The 26,001-nt window shown below is 67.2% G+C and carries 18 protein-coding genes; 9 read left to right on the top strand and 9 right to left on the bottom strand.

Features of this window, described 5'->3' with window-relative positions; all coding sequences use genetic code 11:
- Window positions 1-149: 149 nt before the first annotated feature.
- The 6 genes from P0Y43_RS06775 to nagE all read left to right on the top strand — a co-directional run bounded on the left by P0Y43_RS06775 (window position 150) and on the right by nagE (window position 9,524).
- A complete protein-coding gene (locus P0Y43_RS06775; protein ID WP_275636521.1) occupies window positions 150-2,312 on the top strand; it encodes an HET-C-related protein in 2,163 nt (720 codons plus the stop codon).
- Window positions 2,313-2,426: 114 nt separating this feature from the next.
- A complete protein-coding gene (locus P0Y43_RS06770) occupies window positions 2,427-3,158 on the top strand; it encodes a GntR family transcriptional regulator (RefSeq protein WP_275636520.1) in 732 nt (243 codons plus the stop codon).
- Window positions 3,159-3,170: 12 nt separating this feature from the next.
- Window positions 3,171-4,262, top strand: coding sequence for an N-acetylglucosamine-6-phosphate deacetylase (gene nagA, locus P0Y43_RS06765; RefSeq protein ID WP_275636519.1), 1,092 nt, complete (start codon window positions 3,171-3,173; stop codon window positions 4,260-4,262).
- A complete protein-coding gene (locus P0Y43_RS06760; RefSeq protein ID WP_275636518.1) occupies window positions 4,259-5,281 on the top strand; it encodes an SIS domain-containing protein in 1,023 nt (340 codons plus the stop codon). Before nagA ends, P0Y43_RS06760 begins: the two co-directional genes overlap by 4 nt.
- 18 nt (window positions 5,282-5,299) lie before the next feature.
- Window positions 5,300-7,846: a phosphoenolpyruvate--protein phosphotransferase gene (gene ptsP, locus P0Y43_RS06755; RefSeq protein ID WP_275636517.1), complete on the top strand. Its 2,547-nt coding sequence runs from the start codon at window positions 5,300-5,302 to the stop codon at window positions 7,844-7,846.
- Window positions 7,847-7,859: 13 nt separating this feature from the next.
- Window positions 7,860-9,524 carry an N-acetylglucosamine-specific PTS transporter subunit IIBC gene (gene nagE, locus P0Y43_RS06750; RefSeq protein ID WP_275636516.1) on the top strand — a complete coding sequence of 555 codons (1,665 nt, stop codon included), beginning with the start codon at window positions 7,860-7,862 and terminating at the stop codon, window positions 9,522-9,524.
- A 74-nt stretch (window positions 9,525-9,598) separates the two neighbouring features.
- Here nagE and P0Y43_RS06745 read toward each other — a convergent pair whose 3' ends face one another.
- Both P0Y43_RS06745 and purL read right to left on the bottom strand, forming a co-directional pair.
- On the bottom strand, window positions 9,599-9,910 hold the full coding sequence (locus P0Y43_RS06745; RefSeq protein WP_275636515.1) for an NGG1p interacting factor NIF3: 312 nt from the start codon (window positions 9,908-9,910) through the stop codon (window positions 9,599-9,601).
- 2 nt (window positions 9,911-9,912) lie between these two features.
- Complete coding sequence (purL, locus tag P0Y43_RS06740; RefSeq protein ID WP_275636514.1) at window positions 9,913-13,809, bottom strand: phosphoribosylformylglycinamidine synthase; 3,897 nt, start codon at window positions 13,807-13,809, stop codon at window positions 9,913-9,915.
- A gap of 266 nt (window positions 13,810-14,075) precedes the next feature.
- On the opposite strand from purL, the gene mltF reads away from it, so the two are divergent.
- Entirely contained in the window at window positions 14,076-15,533 is a 1,458-nt protein-coding gene (mltF, locus tag P0Y43_RS06735) for a membrane-bound lytic murein transglycosylase MltF (protein WP_275636513.1), read from the top strand.
- 57 nt (window positions 15,534-15,590) lie between these two features.
- On the opposite strand, the gene tadA is transcribed toward mltF, so the two are convergent.
- Together tadA and P0Y43_RS06725 are read right to left on the bottom strand one after the other, a co-directional pair.
- Window positions 15,591-16,070, bottom strand: coding sequence for a tRNA adenosine(34) deaminase TadA (gene tadA, locus P0Y43_RS06730; RefSeq protein ID WP_275636512.1), 480 nt, complete (start codon window positions 16,068-16,070; stop codon window positions 15,591-15,593).
- Entirely contained in the window at window positions 16,070-17,452 is a 1,383-nt protein-coding gene (locus tag P0Y43_RS06725; RefSeq protein WP_275636511.1) for a multicopper oxidase family protein, read from the bottom strand. The genes tadA and P0Y43_RS06725 overlap by 1 nt, the downstream gene beginning before the upstream one ends.
- Window positions 17,453-17,657: 205 nt before the next feature.
- Here P0Y43_RS06725 and P0Y43_RS06720 point away from each other — a divergent pair, with 205 nt between their 5' ends.
- Window positions 17,658-18,329, top strand: coding sequence for a class I SAM-dependent methyltransferase (locus tag P0Y43_RS06720; RefSeq protein WP_275636510.1), 672 nt, complete (start codon window positions 17,658-17,660; stop codon window positions 18,327-18,329).
- Here P0Y43_RS06720 and P0Y43_RS06715 read toward each other — a convergent pair.
- On the bottom strand, window positions 18,317-19,060 hold the full coding sequence (locus P0Y43_RS06715) for an SDR family oxidoreductase (RefSeq protein WP_275636509.1): 744 nt from the start codon (window positions 19,058-19,060) through the stop codon (window positions 18,317-18,319). The two genes, P0Y43_RS06720 and P0Y43_RS06715, sit on opposite strands and share 13 nt — an antisense overlap.
- Window positions 19,061-19,161: 101 nt before the next feature.
- Between P0Y43_RS06715 and P0Y43_RS06710 the strand changes: the two genes are divergently transcribed.
- Window positions 19,162-20,058, top strand: coding sequence for an AraC family transcriptional regulator (locus tag P0Y43_RS06710; protein WP_275636508.1), 897 nt, complete (start codon window positions 19,162-19,164; stop codon window positions 20,056-20,058).
- 77 nt (window positions 20,059-20,135) lie between these two features.
- Here P0Y43_RS06710 and P0Y43_RS06705 read toward each other — a convergent pair whose 3' ends face one another.
- The 4 genes from P0Y43_RS06705 to treC form a co-directional block, all read right to left on the bottom strand.
- Window positions 20,136-20,411 (bottom strand): PTS transporter subunit EIIB, encoded by a 276-nt coding sequence (locus P0Y43_RS06705; RefSeq protein WP_275636507.1) that lies wholly within the window; start codon window positions 20,409-20,411, stop codon window positions 20,136-20,138.
- Window positions 20,412-20,413: 2 nt separating this feature from the next.
- Window positions 20,414-22,945 (bottom strand): phosphoenolpyruvate--protein phosphotransferase, encoded by a 2,532-nt coding sequence (gene ptsP / locus P0Y43_RS06700; RefSeq protein WP_275636506.1) that lies wholly within the window; start codon window positions 22,943-22,945, stop codon window positions 20,414-20,416.
- Between the two features lie 107 nt (window positions 22,946-23,052).
- On the bottom strand, window positions 23,053-24,273 hold the full coding sequence (locus tag P0Y43_RS06695) for a maltoporin (protein WP_275636505.1): 1,221 nt from the start codon (window positions 24,271-24,273) through the stop codon (window positions 23,053-23,055).
- A gap of 69 nt (window positions 24,274-24,342) precedes the next feature.
- The gene (gene treC / locus P0Y43_RS06690) at window positions 24,343-25,989 is read right to left on the bottom strand and encodes an alpha,alpha-phosphotrehalase (protein ID WP_275636504.1); all 1,647 of its coding nucleotides are present in this window, start codon (window positions 25,987-25,989) and stop codon (window positions 24,343-24,345) included.
- Window positions 25,990-26,001 lie beyond the last annotated feature (12 nt).

Here is a 26,001-nt window from a genome sequence, read left to right as displayed (position 1 = left end):
CTCCCTTTCAGTTGCCAGCCACAGCAGGTAGCAACGGATCCTCAGTGATGTTGGACATGGACGCGCTTCATGCCCCGGCAACATTCCACCATTCATTCGAGGGACTCTCGGCAACATGCTGAAGGCCCATTGAATGTGGAGCAAACCCCATGACCGAACTGCCCGACATCCCCTCCCAGAACACCGATAGCCAACTTCACAGCACCTTCGCCCTACAACAGCTGTCCAACATGGCCACCCGTTTGAGTGCCCAAATGTTCACGCACTTGCTCAGGCCCTTGTTCGGCAACGACCTCCCCCCGACCCTGTTCGTCAGGCTCAAGCAGGACTTGGACGAGAACACCCTGGAGAACCCCGTCTACCAGGTGAGCGACACCCTGGAAGGGCTCGCGGTCTTCGATGCCAGCGCGCAGGTTACCCACGTGAGTCGGGAAGCGATCGCAGTGGCGCTGGAACAACACGGTGCCAGCGCCAAGCTGCTGATGGCGATGCTCGAGGCATTCGCGCGGTACATCGAAAGCGTGATAGAGCGCTACCTGGCTGAGGCAGGTGAAGGCGACGCCCCGTTAGCGCCGAGGGACGCTGCGCAAGACCTTGGCACTGGCTTCACGCAAACGTTGCTGTTCTACGGCGAGCCTGTCGAGGTCGGCACGACGTTCGCCACCTACACCCAGTCTGGCCTCGACCACCCCTTGACGTTCGAACTGCCGCAAGACGACGGCGACGATGAACCCGCAGAGGAGCTGCGTCGGCGAAAAAAGCGCTTTGCCGCAGGTAGCGGCGATGAGTCCGGCCACGAGTCCTTTGGCCACGAATCCATAGAGGCCGCCCTGAAGACCGTCGGTTTCACCGACGACGAGTGCAAGGCCATCTACTTCGGCAATTGGCTGCGCGACTACTCGCAACTGATCGACGCCAAGATCGTTCACCCGGCCAAGGACGCCACGATCGATGCTGCGGAGCTCGCGCGGCTGTTGCTCAACAACGAAGTGCCCCGGGTATCGCGGGCCAAGCTCACCGCCATCGTCGACTTGCTGGCCCTCAAGGCGTTCCACAGCCTGCAATCGACGCCCGAGGGCCGACAGGCCTACAAAGTGACCCCGAAGATGCTCGGCGTCTATCGCCCGCATGAGCACATCGACAACCCCACCACCCTGGACCGGGACGCGATCGACCCAAAAACCATCGATTCGGAATTTTCCCCGCTGGTATTCCCAGACGACCCGCGCAACGCGGTAATGCCCAAGCGTTCGCTGAAGAAGTACATCCGCCGCCCCGTCGCGTACATGGAAAGAAAGCTGGAGGCCGCCATGAAGGAAGGCAAGACGCCCACCGGCATGCGCTACTTCGGCGAGGCGCTGCATGTACTGGAGGACTATTTCGCCCACTCCAACTTCGTAGAACTCAGCCTGCGCAAACTCGGCCATGCCGAGGTCTTGGTATGGACGACCGCCGTCGAGTCGCGAGAGGCATCCCGACACGAATGGCCGGTGGTCACCGGTATGTTCTCGGCCCTGGACATCGTCGGCAGCGTGATCGACCCGTTGGCCAAGCTTCTTTACCCGGACCAGCGCCAGGACACTGAATCTCTCAAGGCGGGGGAGCGCAGCGACTTCGATCAGATCATGCTGATCCTGCTGAGCGACGAACAGGACACCTTCCTGCTCTCGAGCTACAACCTGTACCTGGAGGCACGCGACAAGGTCGCCAGCAACCCGCTTTACAAGCTGTTCAACAAGATCAAGGCCGTCGCTGAGCTACCCAGCAAAACCGTGGATTACGCCACCAACCTGATCAAGAAACCGTTGCTCAAATGGGCTGGCGACCATGTGGCGACCTTGCAGGTCTACCTGGACAAAGACCCGAACACCGACAGCGAGACGCTGGCCACCCATTCACAACTGGCCAAAGACCACGACACCCACCCTTTCCATACCTTGGCCGTGCAACTGGCCACCCAGGCCGTGGCCAATATCGGGCAGGCCATGTTCGAGCACTGGGCAGGAAACGCCAGCGACGGCAATGACCTGTGCAAACGGGCCAAGCGCTATATCTCGCACCCCAATGACGTCGACTGGTACGTGCAGATCGTCAACGACTGGGCGCAAGGCAACCCGCAGAAGATCGAGCAGGGCAAATCGATCGACACCCTCAGACAACTGCAAACCACCGAACTGGACGAGGCACTGGCGGAGGTCGCGAAAGCGCTGGGCGAAGCCGAGCGCTACGTCGCGGAGATCGAAGAGCTGACCAACACCAGCTTCTGGAGCTTCACCAACCTGCCTGATACCGGGCCCGCCCCCTGGGTCTGAAGCGCCGCGCCTTCCGATGACAGGCCAGGCCTGTCATCGGAATGACCAATGGTATTGACCTGGTATTGAAGTGGTATTAGCTTTCACACCACAACGATAACAGGACAAGCCCGCATGCGCCCCCTGACCGCCCTGCGCCCGGACGAAACCGCGTCCACCCCGCTGTACCTGCAACTGGCCCGCAACCTCGAGCAGGCCATCCACGCCGGCCAATGGAGCGCCGACCAGGCGCTGCCGTCGGAGCGCACCTTGAGCGAAGCCCTGGAAATCTCCCGGGTCACTGCGCGCAAAGCCCTCGAAGTACTCCTCGAACAAGGCCTGATCCGCCGCATCCAGGGCTCGGGCACCTTCATCACGCCACGCCTCGAACAGCCGCTTTCGCGCCTGTCGAGCTTCAGCGAAATGCTCCGCCTGAAGGGCTTCACCCCCAGTTCCCAGTGGCTGGACCGTCGCCTCGGCGCCCCGAGCACCGACGAGCTGATCCGCCTGGGCCTGTCGCCCACCGACCAGGTGGCGCGCCTCAAGCGCCTGCGCAAGGCCGACGACATCGTCATGGCGGTGGAGTGCAGCACCCTGCCGGCACGCCTGCTCGGCGACCCACAGGCGGTGGGCGACTCGCTCTACCAGCACCTGGACCGCCTTGGCAAACCGGTGGTCCGTGCCCTGCAGCACATCCGCGCGATCAACGCCGACGCCGAGCTCGCCGCCCAGGTCGGCATCGCCCCAGGCACCGCCATGCTGCTGATGACCCGTATCGGCTACCTCGACGACAACACCCCGATCGAGATCACCGACACCTACTGCCGCAACGACTACTACGACTTCGTCGCCGAACTGCGGCGCTGAACCGGAGCCCCCATGGACATCGCCAATATCCTCACCCCCACCGGCTGGGTGCGTGGTCGCCTGAGCGTGGCCGACGGCCGCATCCAGGCCATCGACGCCGAACCCTGCGACCCCGCCGACAATGAGCTGCCCTACCTGCTGCCAGGCTTCATCGACCTGCACGTGCACGGCGGTGGCGGCAGCGACGTGATGCAGGGCCGCGAGGCCTTCGACACCATCGCCCGCACCCACCTGCGCTTCGGCACCACCTCGCTGCTGGCCACCACCATGACCGCGCCGCGCGAGGAACTGCACGGCGTGCTGGCGGCCCTCGGCGAGCACCTGCGCGCACCTCGCGGCAACGCCGCGCGGATCCTCGGGGTGCACCTCGAAGGCCCGTACATCAACCCCGGCAAACTCGGCGCGCAGCCAAACTTCGCCCATCAGGCGCTGCTCGACGAGGTCGAAGAATACCTGGCGCTGGCGCCGATCAAGGTGATCACCATCGCCCCGGAAGTGGCCGGGCACCTGCCGTTGATCCGCGCCCTGAGCGAGCGCGGCATCCGCCTGCAGGTCGGCCACACCCTGGGCAGCTACGAAGAGGGCGTCGCCGCCCTGGAGGCCGGTGCCACCAGCTTTACCCACCTTTACAACGCCATGAGCCCGCTGCACCACCGCGAGCCAGGCATCGTCGGCGCGGCCCTGGCCCATGCGCGCTTCGCCGAGTTGATCCCCGACCTGCTGCACGTGCACCCCGGGGCGATGCGCGTGGCGCTGCGCGCGATCCCCTGCCTGTACTGCGTGACCGACTCCACCGCGGCCGCCGGCATGCCCGATGGCGAGTACCAATTGGGCAGCCACACGGTGACCAAGTGCCTGGGCGGCGTGCGCCTGGCCGACGGCACCCTCGCTGGCAGCACCCTGACCATGGACCAGGCGCTGCGCAACCTGGTGAAGATCGGCCTGCCACTGGCCGAAGCCTCGCAGCGCCTGTCGCAATTCCCCGCCGACTACCTGGGCCTGGCCGAGCGTGGCCGCCTGCAGGTCGGCGCCTGGGCCGACGCGGTGCTGTTCGACCGCCAACTCAAACTGACCGCCGTGATGGTCGAAGGAGATCGTTCGTGAGTTCAAGGATGCTCGAAGAGGCGCGCGCCTGCGCCGCCGTCGTCGACCGCCAGTTGCAGCAACTGGACCCGGCCTGCGCGGCCCTGGCCGAGCGCCTGCGCGCGCTCGACCCGCAGGTAGCGGTGACCGTCGCACGCGGCAGTTCCGACCATGCCGCCAGCTACTTCGCCTACCTGGCCATGCAGCAACTGGGGCTGCCAGTCGCCTCGCTGCCGATGTCGGTGGTGACCTTGCAGCAGGCGCCGCTACGGGTGCGTGGCCAACTGGCGCTGGGCCTGTCGCAGTCGGGGCAGAGCCCGGACCTGGTGCAAAGCCTGCGCCGCCTCGGCGAGTGCGGGGCAACCACCGTGGCGCTGGTCAACGCTGAAGGCTCGCCGCTGGAGCAGGCCTGCCAGCACCACCTGCCGCTGGGCGCCGGCCCCGAACTGAGCGTGGCAGCGACCAAGAGCTTCGTCGCCACACTGACCGCCAGCGCCCGCCTGGTTGCCCACTGGGGCCAGGACGCGGCACTGCTGGCCGCGGGCCACGCGCTGCCCGCGCAACTGCGCGAAGCCGCCAGCCAGGACTGGAGCCTGGCCATCGAGGTGCTGCGCGCCAGCGAACGGCTAATGGTGATCGGCCGTGGCGCCGGCTTCGCCATCGCCCAGGAAGCGGCGCTCAAATTCAAGGAGACCTCGGTGATCCAGGCCGAGGCCTTCAGCAGCGCCGAGGTACGCCACGGGCCGATGGCGCTGATCGACGCGCAGTACCCGTTGCTGGTGTTCGCGCCCCGTGGCGTCGAGCAGGCCGGCCTGCTGCAACTGGCCGCTGACATGCGCCAACGCGGTGCCCGGGTGCTGCTGGCAGCGCCAGACGACATCGGCGAACGCGACCTGACCCTGACCCGCGCCGGGCACCCGGCGCTCGACCCGGTGCTGGCGATCCAGAGTTTCTACGTCATGGCTGCCGGGCTTGCCGAAGCCCGTGGCCTGGACCCGGACCAGCCCCGCCACCTGAGCAAAGTGACCTGCACGCACTGACTCCACGAGGAACAGCGGATGTCCCATAACAACAATGTCACGCTCCACGCCCCGCTCAGCGGGCCGCTGGTGCCGCTTGGCCTGGTACCGGACCCTGTGTTTTCCAGCGGCACGCTGGGTGAAGGCATCGCCGTCGACCCACTCGACGATTGCCTGCGCGCGCCCTGCGCCGGCGAGGTGATCCAGCTCGCCCGCAGCAGCCACGCCCTGACCCTGCGCGCCGACAATGGGGCCGAAGTCCTCCTGCACATCGGTGTCGATACCGTGCAGCTGCAGGGGCGCGGCTTCACGCCCCAGGTACGCCTTGGCGAGCGGGTGGTGGAAGGCCAGGCGCTGATCCACTTCGACCTGGACCTGGTGGCGCAACACTGCACCAGCCTGGTGACGGTGATGTTGATCAGCAACGGCGAGGACTTCACGGTGCAGCCACTGGCCGCCGCCACGGCCGCACCCGGCACTGCGCTATTGGGCGTACAGGCCAAGGCCACTGCTGCGCATCCCCTCACCCGCCAAACCGAGCAGCGCAGCGCCAGTGGCTCGGCGCGGGTGGCGCACCAGGGGGGCCTGCACGCGCGCCCCGCAGCCCTGCTGCGCCATACCGCGCAAGGTTTCCAAAGCCGCGCCGAGCTGCGCTTCCGTGGCCAGGTCGCCGCGCTGAACAGCCTGGTGGCAGTGATGGGCCTGGGCGTCGGCGAGGGTGACGAGGTGCAGCTCACCTGCACCGGCCCCGACGCCGAGCCTGCCTTGCAAGCGCTGCTGGCGGCGCTGAGCACGCCGAGCGTGAGCGAACAGCATGCCGCCGCCCCGCTGATGCCCAAGCCCGCGCCCGCCTCCAGCGAACCCGGCGTACTCACTGGCGTCTGCGCCTCGCCTGGCCTGGCCCACGGGCCGCTGGCCCGGCTCGACGATATCGCCCTGCCGGACGACCCCGGCCACAACACACCCGGCGAACAGCGCCAAGCCCTGCACGATGCCCTCGCGCAGGTGCGCAGCGCCCTCGAACAGGACCTGCGCCACCTGCCACGCCACCAGCAGGACGCCGCCGCGATCCTCGACGCGCACCTGGCCTTGCTCGACGACCCGGCGCTGCTCGATGCCGCGCACCAGCACATCGACCAGGGCACGGCCGCCGGCCATGCCTGGGCCCGCGCCATAGACGCCCAATGCCAGGTGCTGCGCAAGCTCGACAACCCGCTGCTGGCCGAGCGCGCCAATGACCTGCACGACCTGCAACAGCGCGTGCTGCGCGCCCTGTTGGGTGAAGCCCGGCAATTGCAACTGCCGCCTTCGGCCATCGTCGTCGCCCACGAGCTGACCCCGTCCGACCTGCTGCTGCTCGCCCAGCACGACATCGCCGGGCTGTGCATGGCCGCTGGCGGCGCCACCTCGCACGTGGCCATCCTCGCCCGCGCCCGTGGCCTGCCCTGCCTGGTGGCGGTCGGCGATGCGCTGCTGGCGCTGCCGCTGGGCACGCCGCTGGTGCTCGACGCCGAGCAAGGCCGCCTGGAAACCCAGGCCGACGCCGCGCGGCTGCTGGAGGTCGAGCAGCAATGCCGCGAACGTCGCGAGCAACGACAACGGCAACAGGCCGCTGCGCATGCCCCGGCTCACACCCTCGACGGTCGGCACATCGAAGTCGCAGCCAACGTCGCCGGCGCCGACGAAGCCGCCCGGGCCGTGGTCCTGGGCGCCGATGGCGTGGGCCTGCTGCGCAGCGAATTCCTCTTCGTCGACCGCCATACGGCGCCGGACGAAGGCGAGCAGCGCGCGGCCTACCAAGCAGTGGTCGATGCCATGGGCGAGCGCCCGGTGATCATCCGCACCATCGACGTGGGCGGCGACAAGCAACTCGACTACCTGCCCCTGCCCGCCGAGGCCAACCCGGTGCTGGGCCTGCGCGGTATCCGCCTCGGCCAGGTGCGCCCGGAACTGCTCGACCAGCAATTGCGCGCACTGCTGCGGGTGAACCCCCAGCGACGTTGTCGGATCATGCTGCCCATGGTCACCGAGGTCGACGAGCTGCTTGCCGTGCGCCTGCGCCTCGACCAGCTGGCTGCCGAACTGGGCGTGGCGCAGCGCGCCGAACTGGGGGTGATGATCGAGGTGCCGGCGGCAGCCTTGCTCGCCGAGCGCCTGGCCGAGCATGCCGACTTCTTCTCCATCGGCACCAACGACCTGTCGCAGTACACCCTGGCCATGGACCGCGACCATGCCGGCCTGGCCGCGCGGGTCGACGCCCTGCACCCGGCGGTGTTGCGCCTGATCGACCTGACCTGCCGGGGTGCGGCCAAGCACAAGCGTTGGGTGGGCGTGTGCGGCGCCCTGGCCAGCGACCCGCTGGCGACAGCGGTGCTGGTTGGCCTGGGGGTGACCGAGCTGTCGGTCAGCGCGCCGCAGATCGGCGAGATCAAGGCCCTGGTGCGGCAACTGGACACCACCGACTGCACGCACCTGGCCCAGCACCTGCTGACGCTGCCCAGTGCCAAGGCCGTACGCCAAGCCTGCCGTGACGTGCGCGACCGCCCCCGGCACGCACCTGCGGCCCGCCACGCCCAACAACGATAATTCGGAGCGCACCATGTACCAGCACTTCATCCAGGGCCTGCAACGGCTCGGCCGCGCCTTGATGCTGCCCATCGCCATCCTGCCCATCGCCGGCCTGTTGCTGCGCCTGGGCGACACCGACCTGCTCGACATCGCCCTGGTGCACGACGCGGGGCAGGCGATCTTCGCCAACCTGGCGCTGATCTTCGCCGTCGGCATCGCCGTGGGCTTTGCCCGCGACAACAACGGCACCGCCGGGCTGGCCGGCGCCATCGGCTACCTGGTCCTGGTCGCCACACTGAAGACGATCGACCCGAAGATCGACATGGGCATGCTCGCCGGCATCCTTTGCGGCCTGCTCGGCGGCAGCCTGTACAACCGCTTCAAGGACATCCGCCTGCCCGAATACCTGGCGTTCTTCGGCGGGCGGCGCTTCGTGCCGATCATCACCGGGCTGTCGGCGGTAAGCCTGGGGCTGCTGTTCGGCATCGTCTGGCCACCCGTGCAGCATGGCATCAACAGCCTGGGCCAAGTGATGATGGAGAGCGGCAGCATCGGCGCGTTCTTCTTTGGCGTGCTCAACCGCCTGCTGATCATCACCGGCCTGCACCACATCCTGAACAACCTGGTGTGGTTCGTCTTCGGCAGCTTCGAGGCCGTCAACGGCCAGGTGGTGACGGGCGACCTGGCCCGCTATTTCGCTGGCGACCCCAAGGCCGGCCAGTTCATGGCCGGGATCTTCCCGATGATGATCTTCGGCCTGCCCGCCGCATGCCTGGCCATGTACCGGCACGCCCTGCCGGGGCGGCGCAAGCTGATCGGCGGGGTGCTGCTGTCGATGGCGCTGACCTCGGCGCTGACCGGGGTGACGGAGCCGGTGGAGTTCGCCTTCATGTTCCTGGCACCGATGCTGTACCTGATCCACGCGCTGCTGACCGGGTTGTCGATGGCGATCTGCGACCTGTTGAACATCCGCCTGGGCTTCACCTTCTCGGGCGGCGCGATCGACATGGCGCTGGGCTGGGGGCGCTCGACCAATGGCTGGCTGGTGTTCCCGGTGGGCGTGGCCTATGCGCTGGTCTACTACTTCGTGTTCGACTTCTGCATCCGCCGCTTCGACCTGAAGACCCCGGGGCGCGAGGAACAGCCCGCCGACCGGGTGGTGGCTGGCGGCGAGGCGCCACGGGCGCGCGGCTATATCGAGGCATTGGGCGGCGCGGCCAACCTGCAAGGGGTGGACGCCTGCACCACGCGCTTGCGCCTGGTGCTGGCCGACCGTGGCCTGGCCCGTGACGACGAACTCAAGCGCCTGGGGGCGATGGCCGTGGTGCGGCCAGGCAACGGCGGCAGCCTGCAAGTGGTGGTGGGGCCATTGGCGGATGCGCTGGCGGACGAGATTCGCGCGGCATTGCCGCAAGCGCTGGTGACCGCGCCGGTTGTCGAGACCGCGCCTTCGGCGGTCGATGAAACCGTGCCGGCGGGGGAATGGCTGGAGGCCCTGGGCGGGCGGGCGAACGTGCTGGCGGTGGCGTGCGTGGCGTCAAGCCGTGTGCGGGTGACGCTGAAGGATGAAGGGAAGGTAGCGCGCGAACGGCTACTGGCGATGGGCTGCCAAGGCGTCAGCCCGCAGGCGGGTGGGGTCTGGCATTTGCTGATGGGGCCGCAGGCACCAGGGGTGAGCCAGGCGCTGCAAAGGTAAAAGGGGCCGCTACGCGGCCCAATCGCGGGGCAAGCCCGCGATTGGGCTGCACAGCAGCCCCTTGCAGCGACACCTCAGAAATCGGCCAGCGGCCAGACCTCGTAGGCCGGTGTCTGGTACGGATGGCTGGCCTTGAGCGCCGCGACGACATCGCGGACCAACGCATCGGCCACCACCAACTCGACCTTCCACTCCTCCACCACTTCGACCTGGCCGGCCTGCCCGAGAAACGGCTGGCTGCCGTCCAACGGGCGGAACTGGCCTTGGCCAAGGGTCTGCCAGGCACAGTGGTCGTAGTCGCCGATGCGTCCGCCACCTGCGGCGAACACAGCGGCCTTGACCACTTCCACATGGCTGGCCGGGACGAAGAAGGCCAGCTTGTACACCCTTAGTTCACCCAAACGCGCGCGTTACGGAACATGCGCATCCAGGCGCCGTCTTCGTGCCACTCATCCGGGCGCCAGGAGTTCTGCACGGCACGGAACACACGCTCAGGGTGCGGCATCATGATGGTCACGCGGCCATCGCGGCTGGTGAGGCCGGTGATACCCCGCGGCGAGCTGTTCGGGTTGGCCGGGTAGGCTTCGGTGACCTTGCCGTGGTTGTCGACGTAGCGCAGGGCCACGCAACCGGACAGGTCGGCTTCCAGCAGTGCCTCTTCGCTGGCGAACTCGGCATGGCCTTCGCCGTGGGCGATGGCGATCGGCATGCGCGAACCGGCCATGCCCTGCAGGAAGATCGAGTTGGACTTCTGCACCTCGACCATGGCCACGCGCGCCTCGAACTGCTCCGAGCGGTTGCGCACGAAGTGCGGCCAGTACTCGGTGCCCGGGATCAGCTCGTGCAGGTTGGACATCATCTGGCAACCGTTGCACACGCCCAGGGCGAAGCTGTCGTTGCGCGCGAAGAAGGCCTCGAAGGCGTCGCGGGCACGGGCGTTGAACAGCGCCGACTTGGCCCAGCCCTCACCGGCACCGAGCACGTCGCCGTAGGAGAAGCCACCGCACGCCACCAGGCCCTTGAAGGTTTCGAAGTCGACGCGGCCGGCGAGGATGTCGCTCATGTGCACGTCGACGGCAGCGAAGCCGGCACGGTCGAAGGCCGCGGCCATCTCGACCTGGCCGTTGACGCCCTGCTCACGCAGGATCGCCACTTGCGGGCGCACGCCCTTCTTGATGTACGGCGCGGCGATGTCGTCATTGACGTCGAAGCCCAGCTTGACCGACAGGCCCGGGTTGTCTTCCTCGAGCAGGACGTCGAATTCCTGGTCGGCGCAATCGGCGTTGTCGCGCAGGCGCTGGATCTGGTAGCTGGTCTCGGCCCACTGGCGTTGCAGCAGACGGCGGTCGTCGTCGAACAGCACTTCGCCGTTCAGGCTGATGGACACCTCGCCGTTGTTGACCGGCTTGCCGATCACTGCGACGCAGTCTTCAAGGCCGGCGGCGCTGAATTGGGCGAGCACGTCCGGGGTCGCGTCCTGGCGCACCTGGATCACCGCGCCCAACTCTTCGTTGAACAGGATGGCCGGGATTTCGCCACGCGCGTCGGTCAGCGGGTCGAGGTGCAGGTCGAGGCCGCAGTGGCCGGCGAAGGCCATTTCCAGCACGGTGACCAGCAGGCCGCCGTCGGAACGGTCGTGGTAGGCCAGCAGGTGGCCATCGGCGTTCAGGCCCTGGATCACCGCGAAGAACGCCTTGAGGTCTTCGGCGTCGTCGACGTCCGGCGCCTGGGCGCCAAGCTTGCCGAAGGTCTGCGCGAGGATCGAGGCGCCCATGCGGTTCTTGCCACGGCCCAGGTCGATCAGGATCAGGTCGGTCTCGCCCTTGTCCATGCGCAGTTGCGGGGTCAGGGTGCCGCGAATGTCGGCGACCGGGGCGAAGCCGCTGACGATCAGCGACATCGGCGCGGTGACGCTCTTGTCGACGCCGTCCTCGCTCCACTTGGTCTTCATCGACATGGAGTCCTTACCCACCGGAATGGTCAGGCCCAGTTCCGGGCACAGCTCCATGCCAACGGCCTTGACGGTGTCGTACAGGCGCGCGTCTTCACCGGGGTGGCCGGCGGCGGACATCCAGTTGGCCGACAACTTGATGTCGGAGAGCTTGTCGATGCGTGCGCCGGCCAGGTTGGTCAGCACTTCGCCGATGGCCATGCGGCCCGAAGCCGGGGCGTCGAGCAGGGCCAGCGGGGTGCGCTCGCCCATGGCCATGGCTTCGCCGGTGTAGACGTCGAAGCTGGTGGCGGTGACGGCGCAGTCGGCCACCGGCACCTGCCATGGGCCGACCATCTGGTCGCGGGCCACGAGGCCGGTGATGGTGCGGTCGCCGATGGTGATCAGGAAGCTCTTGCTGGCCACGGCAGGGTGGTGCAGGACGCGCTCGACGGCGTTGTCCAGGTCCAGGCCGCTCGGGTCGAAGTCATCGCCCAGCTCGGCTTCGCGGGTGACCGAACGGTGCATGCGCGGCGGCTTGCCGAGCAGCACGTCGAGCGGCATGTCCACCGGGGTGTTGGCGAAATGGCTGTCGGTGACGGTCAGGTGCTTCTCTTCGGTGGCCTCGCCGACCACGGCGAACGGGCAACGCTCGCGTTCGCAGATGGCCTTGAAGCGCTCGAAGTCGACGGCGCTGACGGCCAGCACGTAGCGTTCCTGCGACTCGTTGGACCAGATTTCGTGCGGGGCCATGCCCGGCTCGTCGTTGGGCACGTTGCGCAGTTCGAAGCGGCCACCGCGGCCACCGTCGTTGACCAGCTCGGGGAAGGCGTTGGAGATGCCGCCGGCGCCGACGTCGTGGATGAACGCGATAGGGTTCTGCTCGCCCAACTGCCAGCAGCGGTCGATGACCTCCTGGCAGCGGCGTTCCATTTCCGGGTTCTCGCGCTGCACCGAGGCGAAGTCCAGGTCTGCCGAGCTGGCGCCGGTGGCCACCGACGAGGCGGCGCCGCCGCCCAGGCCGATCAGCATGGCCGGGCCGCCGAGCACGATCAGCTTGGCGCCGACGGTGATCTCGCCCTTCTGCACGTGGTCTTCACGGATGTTGCCCATGCCGCCGGCGAGCATGATTGGCTTGTGGTAGCCGCGCACTTCTTCACCGCGCGGGGTGTTGATGCTCTGCTCGAAGGTACGGAAGTAGCCGGTCAGCGCCGGGCGGCCGAATTCGTTGTTGAACGCGGCGCCGCCCAGGGGGCCTTCGACCATGATGTCGAGGGCGTCGACGATGCGGCCCGGCTTGCCGTAGGCCTGCTCCCACGGCTGTTCGAAGCCCGGGATGCGCAGGTTGGAGACGGTGAAGCCGGTCAGGCCGGCCTTCGGCTTGGCACCGCGGCCGGTGGCGCCTTCGTCGCGGATCTCGCCGCCGGAGCCGGTGGAGGCGCCGGAGAACGGGGCGATGGCGGTCGGGTGGTTGTGCGTCTCGACCTTCATCAGGATGTGCACCGGCTCCTGCACCGCGCCGTACTGGCGGGTCTCAGGGTTCGGGTAGAAGCGGCCGGCGACGTGGCCGACGATCACCGAGGCGTTGTCCTTGTAGGCCGACAGCACGCCTTCGCTGTGCATCTGGTAGGTGTTCTTGATCATGCCGAACAGGCTCTTTTCCTGAGCCTGGCCGTCGATGTCCCAACTGGCGTTGAAGATCTTGTGGCGGCAGTGCTCGGAGTTGGCCTGGGCGAACATCATCAGTTCGATGTCGTTCGGGTTGCGCTGCAGGCCCTGGAAGGCCTCGACCAGGTAATCGACCTCATCTTCGGCCAGGGCCAGGCCCAGGTCGATGTTGGCCTGGGCCAGCGCGGCGCGGCCACCGCCGAGCACGTCGACGGAGGTCATCGGCTTGGGTTGGGCGTGGCTGAACAGGTCGCCGGCTTGCTCCAGTTGGGTCAGCACGCGCTGGGTCATGCGGTCGTGCAGCTCGGCGGCGATGAGGTCGGCGTCGGCGTCGCTGAGGTTGCCGGCGACGTAGTAGGCGATACCGCGCTCCAGGCGCTGGATGGCCTGCAGGCCGCAGTTATGGGCGATGTCGCTGGCCTTGGAGGCCCAGGGCGAGATGGTGCCCAGGCGCGGTACGACCAGGAACAGGCGGCCGCTCGGCTCCTGCACCGGTACGCTCGGGCCGTACTTGAGCAGGCGGCCCAGCACCTGCTGCTGGTCGGCGGTCAGTTCGCCATCGACGTCGGCGAAGTGGGCGAATTCGGCATACAAACCGGAAACAGCGGGGACTTTCTGGCTCAGTTGCTCGAGTAACTTACCGTGGCGGAAGGCAGAAAGGGCAGGAGCGCCGCGCAGGATCAACATCGTCGGGACAGCCTCAGGAAGGGGTGTGCTTAGAGGCCGTGCATTCTAGCCTAATTCGAAGGCTTTCGGCACCCGCCAGAGGGCAATGCTGCCGGGCGGCGGAACCGGACTTACGGGTCAAAAAAACAACCCCCGCCACCGCCCCTGCATGGGGCGGCCCTTTCGCGACGCAGGACCGCTCCTGGAAGGGCGGCGATAGCCGCTACCAGACAACCCGCACATTGTCGAGATATGGTCCGCACGGCCGTTTGCGTATACTGCAACCTATGTTCGCCCACACTGCTTTGCGCCAGCGCTGCGCCAAATGGCTCGTCGCAACCGGACTCTTCCTGATGCTCGGTGCCTGTGTTGAAAAACCCAGCACCCTGGAGCGCGTGAAGGAGGACGGCGTGCTGCGCGTGGTCACCCGCAACAGCCCGGCCACCTACTTCCAGGACCGCAACGGCGAGACCGGCTTCGAATACGAGCTGGTCAAGCGCTTCGCCGACGACCTGGGGGTGAAGCTGGAAATCGAGACCGCCGACAACCTCGACGAACTGTTCGAACAGTTGGGCAAACCCTCCGGCCCGGTACTGGCCGCCGCCGGCCTGGTCAGCAGCGAGCAGCGCACCGCCCAGGCGCGTTTCTCCCACCCCTACCTGGAGGTCACCCCGCAGGTCATCTACCGCAACGGCCGCTCCCGACCCACCGAACCCAAGGACCTGATCGGCAAGAAGATCATGGTACTCAAGGGCAGCAGCCATGCCGAACAGCTGGCGACGCTGAAAAAGCAGTATCCGACCCTTGATTACGAAGAGTCCGACGCCGTCGAGGTGGTCGACCTACTGCGCATGGTCGACGAGGGGCAGATCGACCTGACCCTGGTGGACTCCAACGAACTGGCGATGAACCAGGTGTACTTCTCCAACGTGCGCGTGGCCTTCGACCTGGGCGATGCCCGCGACCAGCGTTGGGCGGTGGCCGCCGGCGACGACAACAGCCTGCTCAACGAGATCAACGAATTCCTCGACAAGTCGCAGAAGAACGGCACGCTTCAGCGCCTGAAGGACCGCTACTACGGCCACGTCGACGTGCTTGGCTACGTCGGCGCCTACACCTTCGCCCAGCACCTGCAGCAGCGCCTGCCCAAGTACGAGAAGCACTTTCGCACCTCGGGCAAGACCGAGCAGGTCGACTGGCGCCTGCTGGCAGCGATCGGCTACCAGGAGTCGATGTGGCAGCCGGAGGTCACCTCCAAGACCGGCGTGCGCGGCCTGATGATGCTGACCCAGCGCACCGCCCAGGCCATGGGGGTGTCCAACCGCCTGGACCCTAAGCAGAGCATCGAGGGCGGCGCCAAGTACTTCATGGTGGTCAAGGAGCAGCTCGACGACAGCATCAAGGAACCGGACCGCACCTGGTTCGCCCTGGCGGCCTACAACGTCGGCAGCGGCCACCTGGAAGACGCGCGCACCCTGGCCAAGCGCGAGGGGCTCAACCCGAACAAGTGGCTGGACGTGAAGAAGATGCTGCCACGCCTGTCGCAGAAGCAGTGGTACAGCAAGACCAAGTACGGCTATGCCCGCGGCGGCGAGCCAGTGCATTTCGTGGCCAACATCCGTCGCTACTACGACATCCTCACCTGGGTCACCCAGCCTCAGCTCGAAGGCCCGGTGGCCGAGGGCAATCTGCACGTGCCGGCGGTCAACAAGGACAAGCCGGCGCAAGCGCCGACGCCGATGTAGGGCGCGGGATCGGGTAGGCCTCATCGCGGGGCCAGCCCTGCCACCACAGTTTCCAGCTCAGCCCTTGGCGCGCCGGGCCTTGAAGAACTCGCTCAATATCTGCCCGCACTCATTCGCCAGCACCCCGCCCTCATACAGCACACGATGGTTCAAGAACCCCTGGGCAAAGAACTGCCCCTGGCTCTGCACCACCCCTGCCTTGGGCTCCAGCGCCCCATACACCACCCGCTCGATCCGCGAATGCACGATCAACCCGGCGCACATGCTGCACGGCTCCAGGGTCACGTACAGGGTGCTGCCCGGCAACCGGTAGTTGCTCGCCGCCTTCGCCGCATCGCGGATGGCGACCATCTCGGCATGGGCGCTGGGGTCGCTGTCGAGGATCGGTCGGTTGAAGCCGCGGCCGATCACCTGCCCATGCTGCACCACCACCGCCCCCACCGGCACCTCGCCCAGGGCCGCACCTTCGGCGGCCAGCGCCAACGCCAGTTGCATGAACGCCTGGTCGCGACTGCGATCGATGATCTTCGGCCGCATCAGACCACCGCGATCGCGGCCATCAGGCCGGTTTCCATATGGTCGATCACGTGGCAGTGGAACATCCAGGTGCCGGGGTTATCCGCCACCAACGCCACTTGGGCGCGCTCGTTCTTGCCCAGCAGGTAGGTGTCGGTGAACCACGGTTCGACGATCTTGCGGCGATTGGAGGCGATCACCTTGAAACTCATGCCGTGCAGGTGGATCGGGTGCTGGTACTGGGTCATGTTCTTCAACTCGAAGATGTAGCTGTTGCCCTGCTTCAAGGTGGCGATGGGGCGGTCGGCGCACGTCTTGTCGGTGATGTCCCAGGCTTGCCCGTTGATCTGCCAGAGGGTCGGTGGCTTGCCATTCTCCGTGTTGACCGAGACCTTGCCGGCCCATTCGAAATTGAAGTTCAGCTTCTCGGCCTTCTCCAGGTCGGGCTCGGCGATGGGGTTTGCCGGCAGGGCCTTGGGCCAGTCGCCGGGGGCGTCGTTGCTGGCCACTGCGCGCAGGGTGCCCAGGCGCACGAAGCCGTCGCGCAGGGAGATCTCCTCACCCGCCTCGGGAATGCGGATGGCCAGGCAGATGCGCATGCCAGGGCCAAGCCAGTATTCGTCCTCCAGCGGGCGCGGGGTCACGGGGTTGCCGTCGAGGGCGTAGACCCGCGCCTCGCAGTTGCCCTTGAGGTTGAGACGGTAGGTCCAGGTGTTGTCCAGGTTCAGTAGGCGCACCCGCACCACCTGGCCGGCGGGCAGTTCGGTGACCGCATCGGCCTGGCCGTTGATGGTGATTAGCCGCCCGACGGTGCCATTGCGCGCCGCTTCACGGGGAACGCTGAACGGCAGCCAGCCGCCCTGCTCGTCCACGTGCCAGGTCTTCAGGCTCAGCACGCGTTCGTGCTGGAAGCCGGTGGGCTCACGCTCCTCGACGATCAGCGGGCCGACCAGGCCACGCCCCAGCTCCTCGGAGCTGCTGACGTGCGGGTGGTACCAGTAGCTGCCGGCGTCGGGCACGCGGAACTTGTAGTCGAAGAACTCGCCGGGCTTGACCGGCAGTTGCGAGACGTAGGGCACGCCATCCATTTCCAGCGGCAGGCGGATGCCGTGCCAGTGGATGGTGGTTTCCACTGGCAGGTGGTTGATGAAACGTACCCGCAGCCAGGTGCCTTGGCGCACCCGCAGCTCGGTGCCCGGCACCGTGGGCCCGAACGCCCAGGCTTCGGTGTTGTGCCCCGGCACCAGCTCGACGTCCAGGGGGGCGGCGATCAGCTCATAGTCGTGGCCGGCCTGCTCGTCTTCGACCTTGCCCAGCCAGTAGCGCGCCGCGCCCCCGGCGCCCAGGCCAACCACCACGAGGCCAGTGAGGCCCTTGAGCATTTGTCGACGGGTGAAAGACATCGGTGCGGGTACCTCGTTATCGCGCGATCAAGCTGCTGGGCGGGCCAGCGGTGAAGGGCGAATACGATACACCTGCAATTGAGAAAGATTAAGTGAAGTGTTGTTCAGGCCAAGCGCTACCGGCACAGCCCATCGAACCCGCAGAGCGGGCTTGCCCCTTGACACGTGCCGTACCATGAAAGCTCCCCGACCCCGGAGCCCCGCCATGACCTTCACCGACCCCGCCCAGGTAGCGGACTACCTCCAGCGCACCGAGCGCATCGTCCCGGGCTTGCACGACCTGCATCGCATGGCCTGCCTGCTGATGGCCGAACGCACCCCCGACAACGCCCGGGTCCTGGTCCTCGGCGCCGGCGGCGGCCTGGAACTCAAGGCCTTCGCCACCTTGCAACCAGGCTGGCAACTGCTCGGCATCGACCCCTCCGCACAGATGCTCGACCTGGCCCGCACCCTGCTCGGCCCGCTGGCCACCCGCGTGACCCTGCACGAAGGCTACATCGACAGCGGCGACGCCGGCCCCTTCGACGCCGCCACCTGCCTGCTGACCCTGCACTTCCTGCCCGAGGCCGAACGCCTGCGCACCCTGCGCGAACTGCACCGACGCCTGAAACCCGGTGCGCCGTTGGTGGTGGCGCACCACAGCTTCCCCAACCAGGGCAGCGAACAAGACCGCTGGCTGCTGCGCAACGCCACCTTCGCCAACGCCCCAGGCACTGCACCGAAGCAGTTGGCCGAGAGCATCGCGACGATGAAGGAGCGCCTGCCGGTGCTCACGCCCGAGCAGGATGTGGCCTTGCTGGAGGCGGCCGGCTTCACCGACGTGCAACTGTTCTATTGCGGCCTGACCTTCAAGGGTTGGGTGGCCTACCGCAGTTGAGCCAACGCCAGGGCATCCGCCCCTGCGGGAAAGTGCAGTTGCCCCGATACGTCATTAGCGGCGCGCCACACTTCCCTGGCCACGTCGCCCGGGTGGGTCACCGCTTTGATGGCGATCATCCCCGCCAGGGCCTGCTCGGCGAAGGCCTGGTAGGCCGGTGGCAGCAGCCCCTGCATGCGCTGCTGGCCATTGGCGGTGAAGCGGGTCGATGGGCCGTAGCCAGGTTCCACCAGCTTCACCTGCACGTCGAAGGCGCCCAGTTCATGGGCCAGCGAGGCCGTGAAGCCTTCGATGGCGGTCTTGCTCGCGGTGTAGGCGGCCACTAGCGGGAACGGTGCCAGTGTGGCACTGGAGGTGACGTTGACGATGCAACCGGCGCGGCGCGCGCGGAACTGTGGGATCACGGCCTGACACAAGGCCATGACGCCGAAGGTGTTGGTCTCGAACACGTCGCGCACGGTGGCCATCGGCGTGACCTCGAAGGCACCGAACAGGCCGATGCCAGCGTTGTTCACCAGCACGTCGATCGGCCCGGCAGCGGCCAGCGCGGCGTCGATGCTCGCCGGCTGGGTCACGTCCAGCGCCAGCAGGCGCAGGTTGGGGTGTGGTTCGAACAGGTCGTCGCGCGGGCTGCGCAGGGTGGCGATCACCTGCCAACCCTGGTCGAGGAAGTAGCGGGCGGTTTCCAGGCCGTAGCCAGAGGAACAACCGGTGATGAGGACCGTCTTCATAGGTGTCTCCGAGTGGGGAATTGACTCATGGCCTACGATAGAGGAGCCTCACAGGACGCACGATCATCAAAAATCCTGATTTCATTGGCTATCGTCCAAACATGAGCGACCCCCTCAGCGAAGTCGTCCAGCGCCTGCGCCCCAGCGCGGTGTTCGCCAACATCCTCAGCGGCAAGGGCAACTGGGCCGTGCGCTACTCCGAATACGGCCAGCCGAGCTTCTGCATCATGCTCGAAGGCAATTGCCTGCTGAGTGTGGACGGCGAGCCCACGCGCCAGCTGAACGCAGGCGACTTCGTCCTGCTGCCGACCACGCCCGCGTTCACCCTCTCCAGCCTGATACCCGCCCCAGCCGTGCACCTGGACCCGCACCAGGTGGCGGGCGGCCTGGCCGAGGTGCGCTATGGCGACGCCAAGGGCGAGGCCGAACTGCGGGCATTGGGCGGCTCGTTCCGGTTCGACGGCCTGGCGCCGGGGCTGCTGGCCTCGCTGCTGCCGACCGTGGTGCACGTGCAGGGCTCATCGCGCCTGGCGCAACTGGTGTGGATGGTCCGCGAGGAATGCACCGGGCAGCGGCCAGGCAGCGACTTCATGTTGTCGCGGCTGGTGGACCTGCTGCTGGTCGAGGCGATGCGCGCGGCGACCACGGCCGAGGCGCCGCCGGGGCTGCTCAGGGGGTTGGGGGATGAGCGGCTGGCGCCGGCGTTGCGCCAGGTGCATGCGGGCATCGAGCAACCGTGGAGCGTCGAGCGCATGGCTAAGGCGGCGGCACTGTCACGCTCGGCGTTCTTCGAGCGCTTCCGGCGCACGCTGGGGGTGGCGCCGATGGAATACCTGCTGGCCTGGCGCATGGAGCGGGCCAAGGGGCTGCTGCGCGAAGGGGGGTTGAGCGTGGCGCAGGTGGCGGAGCGGGTCGGGTATGGCTCGGCGAGCACCTTCAGCGTGGCGTTTTCGCGGTATGTGGGGGCGCCGCCGGGGCAGTACGGCCGTCGACCATAGCAGCCCTATCGCGGGGCAAGCCTGCTCCTACAGCGCACTGCTGGCGCCGTGCTTGCCCCGCGATAGGGCCGGGACTGTCAACCCAGCCCCACCAGCAGATGCACCACCCCACCTTCCAGCACCATGACCCCAGGCACCCCGGCAGCCTTCAACGCGCCCTCGTCCACTCGCGCCGGGTCCGCCACCTGCACCCGCACCCGGGTCAGCGCCACCCGTTGCTGCGCCTTGAGGTTGCCGGTACCGCCCAGCGCTTCCACCACCGCCGGCGCCAACCCGCCCGGCGCGGCGGATGCCTCGGCCACCAGGTCTGGGGTCAGGGCCTTCCAGAACGCCCGCTGCAATTTCTCGAACATGTTCAGTGCTCCACAACCAGAGAGGTTTCAACATTGGCCGCCTGGTACGCCTGCAAGGCCTCGCGCACCTGCGCGGCTTCCTCCAGCGCCAGCACCTGCCGGGCAATCTGCTGGCAACCGGGCAGGTCCAACTCACGCACCCGCGCCTTGATGGTCGGGATCAACGGCACGCTGACCGACAGCTCGTCCACCCCCAACCCCAGCAGCGCCGGCACCGCCAGCGCCTCAGAGGCCAGCGCGCCACACACCCCGACCCACTTGCCGTGGGCATGGGCGGCCTTGACCGTGCTGGCGATCAGGCGCAGCACCGCCGGGTGCAGGCTGTCGGCCTGGCTGGCCAGGCGCGGGTGGTCGCGGTCCATGGCCAGGGTGTACTGGGTCAGGTCGTTGGTGCCGATGGAGAAGAAGTCCACCTCCGGCGCGAACAGGTCCGCCATCAGCGCTGCGGACGGCACCTCGATCATGATGCCGAGCTTGGGCAGCTCGACCAGGCCAAGCGCTGCGGCCTCTTCTTCGAGGATGCGCCGCGCCTCACGCAGCTCGGAAAGCAGGCTGACCATCGGCAACATGATGTGCAGGCGAGCCGTGCCCGCGCTGGCGAGGATGGCGCGCAACTGCTCGCGCAACAGCGCCGGGCGCGCCAGGCAAAGGCGAATGCCGCGCAGGCCGAGGAAGGGGTTGACCTCGTGCTCCATCGGCACGTAGGCCAGCGGCTTGTCGCCACCGACGTCGAGGGTGCGCACCACCAGGTTGCGCTGGCGGCCCAGCACGCGACCGATGGCACTGTAGGTCTCGGCCTGCTCCTCGGGGCTGGGCGCGCGGTTGCGGTCCAGGTAGAGGAACTCCGAGCGCAGCAGGCCAACGCCCTCGCCGCCCAGGCTCAGGGCCTGTTCCACTTCCTGCAGCGAGGCGACGTTGGCGGTGACCTCCACATGGTGCCCGTCACGGGTGACCGCCGCGCGCTGCGCCTGCTCCAGGTCAAGGGCATGGCGCGCTACCTGGTGCTGGCGGCTGGCGTGCAGGCGCTCGACCAGCGCAGGGTCCGGCGCCAGGTGCAGCTCGCCCTGGTCGGCGTCGAGCAGCACCGCTTGGCCCTCGGCCAGTGCCAGCACCTGCGCAGGCACGCCGCACAAGGCTGGCAGGCCGAGTGCGCGGGCAAGAATGGCGACATGGCTGGTCGCGCCGCCGCCGACGGTGACGAAGCCCAGCACCTGGGTGGTGTCCAGGCTGGCGGTCTGCGACGGGGTCAACTGCTCGGCGATCAGGATCGCCTGCTCAGGCAGCGCCCAGGCGTGGTCCTGGACGCCAAGGATCAGCTTCAGCACACGCTGGCCAACATCGGCCAGGTCCGCCGCGCGCTCGGCCAGCAGCGCACTGCCCAGCCCCTGGAACAGCGCGCCAGTGGCCTGGGTGGCGCTCTGCCAGGCGAAGGCGGCGCTCTTGCCCTGGCCCAGCAGTTCGTGCGCCTGGTCGAGCAGGGTCGGGTCTTCGAGCAGTTCTTGATGGGCACGGAAGATCTGCGCCTGAGCGTCGCCCAGGGCCTTGACCTGCAATGCGTCCAGGGCTACATGCGCCTGCTGCAGGGCGCGCTCCAGGGTCGCGCGCTCATGGGCTGGGTCGCCGCCGAGCTCGACGATCGCCAAGTCCGGCTCACGCACCTGCACCACCTGGCCGAACGCCGAACCGGGTGAGGCACAGACACCGCGCAACAACGTCGCGTCATCCTCGACCGGCCGTACCTCGACGACCTCCACCTGGCCTTCCACCGCCTCGCCACAGCCTTCGGCCAACAGCCGCGCCAAGGCGTCGATCGCCGCCTCGGCGTCGTCGCCGATGGCGCTCACCTGCACAGCATCGCCCTGCACGGTCTGCAACGCCATGATCGCCACCAGCGACTTGGCGTTGGCGCTTTCGGTGCGCCGATGCAGGCAGATACTCGCTTTGAACCCCTTGGCCGCCTGGGCCAGCACCGCCGCCGGGCGGGCATGCAGGCCGTTGGCATTGGGCAGGTTCACCGGTTTGGAGAACAGTGCCTCGCCTTCATCGTCCTCGACGACCTCGCCCCCCTCGCGCGGTGTCACCCGCAACAACGGTTGGCCGCGCTCGACCTCTTGGCCATCCGCCGCCAGGGCGCTGAACGGCTCGCCGCTGACCACCAGCACCAGCGTCAGCAGGCTGCGGGCGTTGAGCGCCAGATAGTCGGCGTCGAAGCTGATCAGCGGCTCGCCAACCGCCACCCGCTGGCCCTCGGCGACCAGCCGGGTGAAGCCCTTGCCCGCCAGGTTCACGGTGTCCAGACCGATGTGCATCAATACCTGCACACCCTGGTCATCGGTCACGCTCACCGCGTGGCCGCTGTCCTGGATGTTGCTGACCACGCCCGCCAACGGCGCGCAGAGGATCTGCGAGGTGGGATCGATGCACAGGCCGTCGCCGATCAGGCCGCTGGAGAAGACTGGGTCGGGCACCTTGTCCAGGGTGAGCAGCACCCCGGACAAGGGTGCCAGCAGTTCCAGAGGTTGGGATGGGGTCATGGGGTCACCTGCTGTCGGGGAATTGTGGCGGCGCCATCGCGGGGCAAGCCCGCTCCCACAGGGACGATAGCGCCGTCAGGTTCATTGAAAATCATCGCGGTGGCCAGTCACTTCCACCAGTACTCGATCTGCACGCCCACGTTCGAGCCGTGCCGCGCGTCGCCATAGGCGCCGGTGTCAGACAACGCCGACCCCGCCGCCAGTTCGTTGGCCGCACGCCTGGCCGCTTCGTTCCAGGACGCATAGGTGTAGTACAGGCGGATCTCCGGCCGCGCCCAGAACTCGGGGCCCTTGGGCGACCATGTCGGGGCGACGGTGAACTTGCTGAGCTTGCGCGTGCCACCCGTGGCGTCGATCTGGTCATGGCCGACCTCGGCCACCAGCTTGAATTGCTCGGTGAAGGCATAGGCCGGGCGCACGCCGAGGGAAATCCAGTCCTGGTCCTGACGGCCAGGACGGGTGTCCTTCTGGTACACGGCCTGGAATTGGCCGCCGAAACGCGGTGTCAGTTGCCAGTCGAAGAACTCCACCACGCGGTAGCTCTTGCTGCTGTCGTCGAGGGTGGTGTCGCCGGTGTAGCCCAGGCCCGTACCCGGCCCTTCGCCATACTGCAGGGCGAACTTGTTGCGCCCGCCGAGGAACGGCTTCTGCACGTGCTGCGCGGTGAGCGCCCAGCCGCGGTGGGTATCGCGGCCACCGGCCTTGTCGATCAGGCTCAGGCCCAGCTCCAGCTCGCCATCGGGGTTGGTCTTGAAGCCGGCGACGTTGAAATCGTGGCGGGTGGCGTATTCCTTCTGGTACAGGTTGTCCTTGCGCGACAGTGCGTAGCTGTACCTCAGGTCGCCGATCTTCACGTCCTCGATACCGCCGCCAGTGGCGCTCTGGTTCCAGTAGTAGAAGTCGGAGATATGGATGTCGTTACGCTTGTAGTAGCGCCGCCCGGCCCACAGCGAACCGCCGTTGAGGCTCGGCAGGTTGGACCACTGCGCGTACATCTGCGGCATGCGCGCCGAACCGTGGTCCTCGCCCTGGAACTTCAGCTGGCGATCGTACTTGTTGTACAGCGAGGCCATGGCGTCGACGCTCAGCACCGAGCCGTCGTCGAACGTCAGCAGGTCCTGGCGCAGTTCGAGTTCGGCGTACTGCTCGCACTCGTTGCCCAGGCGGTATTTCGTCGGTGCCCCTGGCAACTGGAAACACTGCTGCGGGCCACTGCCCGTGGAGGTGCCCGCGCCACTGCGCAGGTACCCGGCGAATTCCAGGGCCTGGGCCGCGAACGGCAAACCCAGGCACGACGCGACAACGCCCACTTTTATTGTTTTTCTCATGCAGCACTCCGACATTTTTATTATGTGTTCACAGCACCCCGTCCTCCCGGACGGGGCTACAACACGCAGTCAGTCCTTCAGGTGCAACACGAAGGACTCGTAGGGCCGCAGCGCAACCGTGTCGGTGCGCGGCGGGCAATCGGGGTAGTTGCTGAGCAGCAGGCGCTGCTCGCCGCCCTCCTCCAACAGCCCCGCCGGCAAGACGACTTCGCAAGGCGTGGCGTAGAAGTTGTTGAGCACCAGCAGGCGTTCGCCCTGGCCCTCGCGCAGGTAGGCCCAGACCTGTGGGTGGTCCTCCAGTAATTGCCGGTACACGCCGCGCTGGATCAGCGGCTCGCGGCGGCGCAGGGCGATCAGCGCACGGTAGTGGTGCAGCACCGAGTCGGGGTCTTCCAGCTGGCTTTCGACGTTGATCTGCGCGGCATTGGCGGCCACGCCGATCCACGGCGCCCCCGTGCTGAAACCGGCATTGGGGCCGGCACTCCAGTGCATCGGCGTGCGCCCGTTGTCGCGCGACTTCTGCATGATCGCGGCCATGCTCTGCGCCTCGGGCTCGCCGGCGTCGCGCTTGAGGCGGAAGATGTTCAGGGTCTCGACGTCGCGGTACTGCTCGATGCTGTCGAACCCGGGGTTGGTCATCCCCAGTTCCTCGCCCTGGTAGATGAACGGCGTGCCCTGCAGCAGGTGCAGCGCGGTGGCCAGCATCTTCGCCGAGACCACCCGGTACTCGCCGTCGTCGCCGAAGCGCGAGACCACCCGCGGCTGGTCGTGGTTGCACCAGAACAACGCGTTCCAGCCGCCACCGGCCTGCATGCCTTGCTGCCAGGTGGAAAGGATGCGCTTGAGCTGGAGGAAGTCGAAGTCGGCCTTAACCCACTTCTGCAGGTTCGGATAGTCGACCTTCAGGTGGTGGAAGTTGAAGGTCATCGACAGTTCCTTCGACGCCGGGCACGAATAGCGCACGCAGTGCTCCAGGCTGGTGGAGGACATCTCGCCGACGTTGACCAGGTCGTGGCCTTCGAAGACTTCGCGGTGCATCTCCTGCAAGTAGGCGTGCACGTTCGGGCCGTCGGTGTAGAAACGTCGACCGTCGCTGTGGTCTTCAGGGAAGTCGGCGGGCTTGGAGATCAGGTTGATCACATCCAGGCGGAAACCGCCCACGCCCTTGTCGCGCCAGAAGCGCATCAGCTTGTACACCTCGGCGCGCACCTGGGGGTTGTCCCAGTTGAGGTCGGCCTGGGTGTGGTCGAACAGGTGCAGGTAGTACTGGCCGGTCTGCGCCTCGTACTCCCAGGCCGGGCCACCGAACTTGGACTCCCAGTTGTTCGGCTGGTCGCGCCAGATGTAGAAGTCGCGGTACGGGTTGTCGAGGCTGCTGCGCGCCTGCTGGAACCATTCGTGCTCGATTGAGGTGTGGTTGACCACGATGTCGAGCATCAGCTTGATGCCGCGCTTGCCGGCCTCGGCGATCAGCAACTCGCAATCGGCCATGCTGCCGTAGCTGGGGTCGATGGCGTAGTAGTCGCTGATGTCGTAGCCGTTGTCGCGCTGGGGCGAGCGCAGGAACGGCGTCAGCCACAGGTATTCGACGCCCAGCCACTTGAGGTAGTCGAGCTTGGCAACCACGCCCAGCAGGTCGCCGGTGGCATTGCCGGCGTGGCTGTGGAAGCTTTTCGGGTAGATCTGGTAGATCACCGAGTGTTGCCAGTCTTGCATGGGGATTCCTCG

Source organism: Pseudomonas entomophila, from assembly GCF_029193575.1.
In the GTDB taxonomy this organism is placed as follows: Bacteria; Pseudomonadota; Gammaproteobacteria; order Pseudomonadales; family Pseudomonadaceae; genus Aquipseudomonas; species Aquipseudomonas entomophila_G.
The sequence above is the reverse complement of the archived record's forward strand: the minus strand, read 5'-3'. Positions and strand labels throughout refer to the sequence as shown.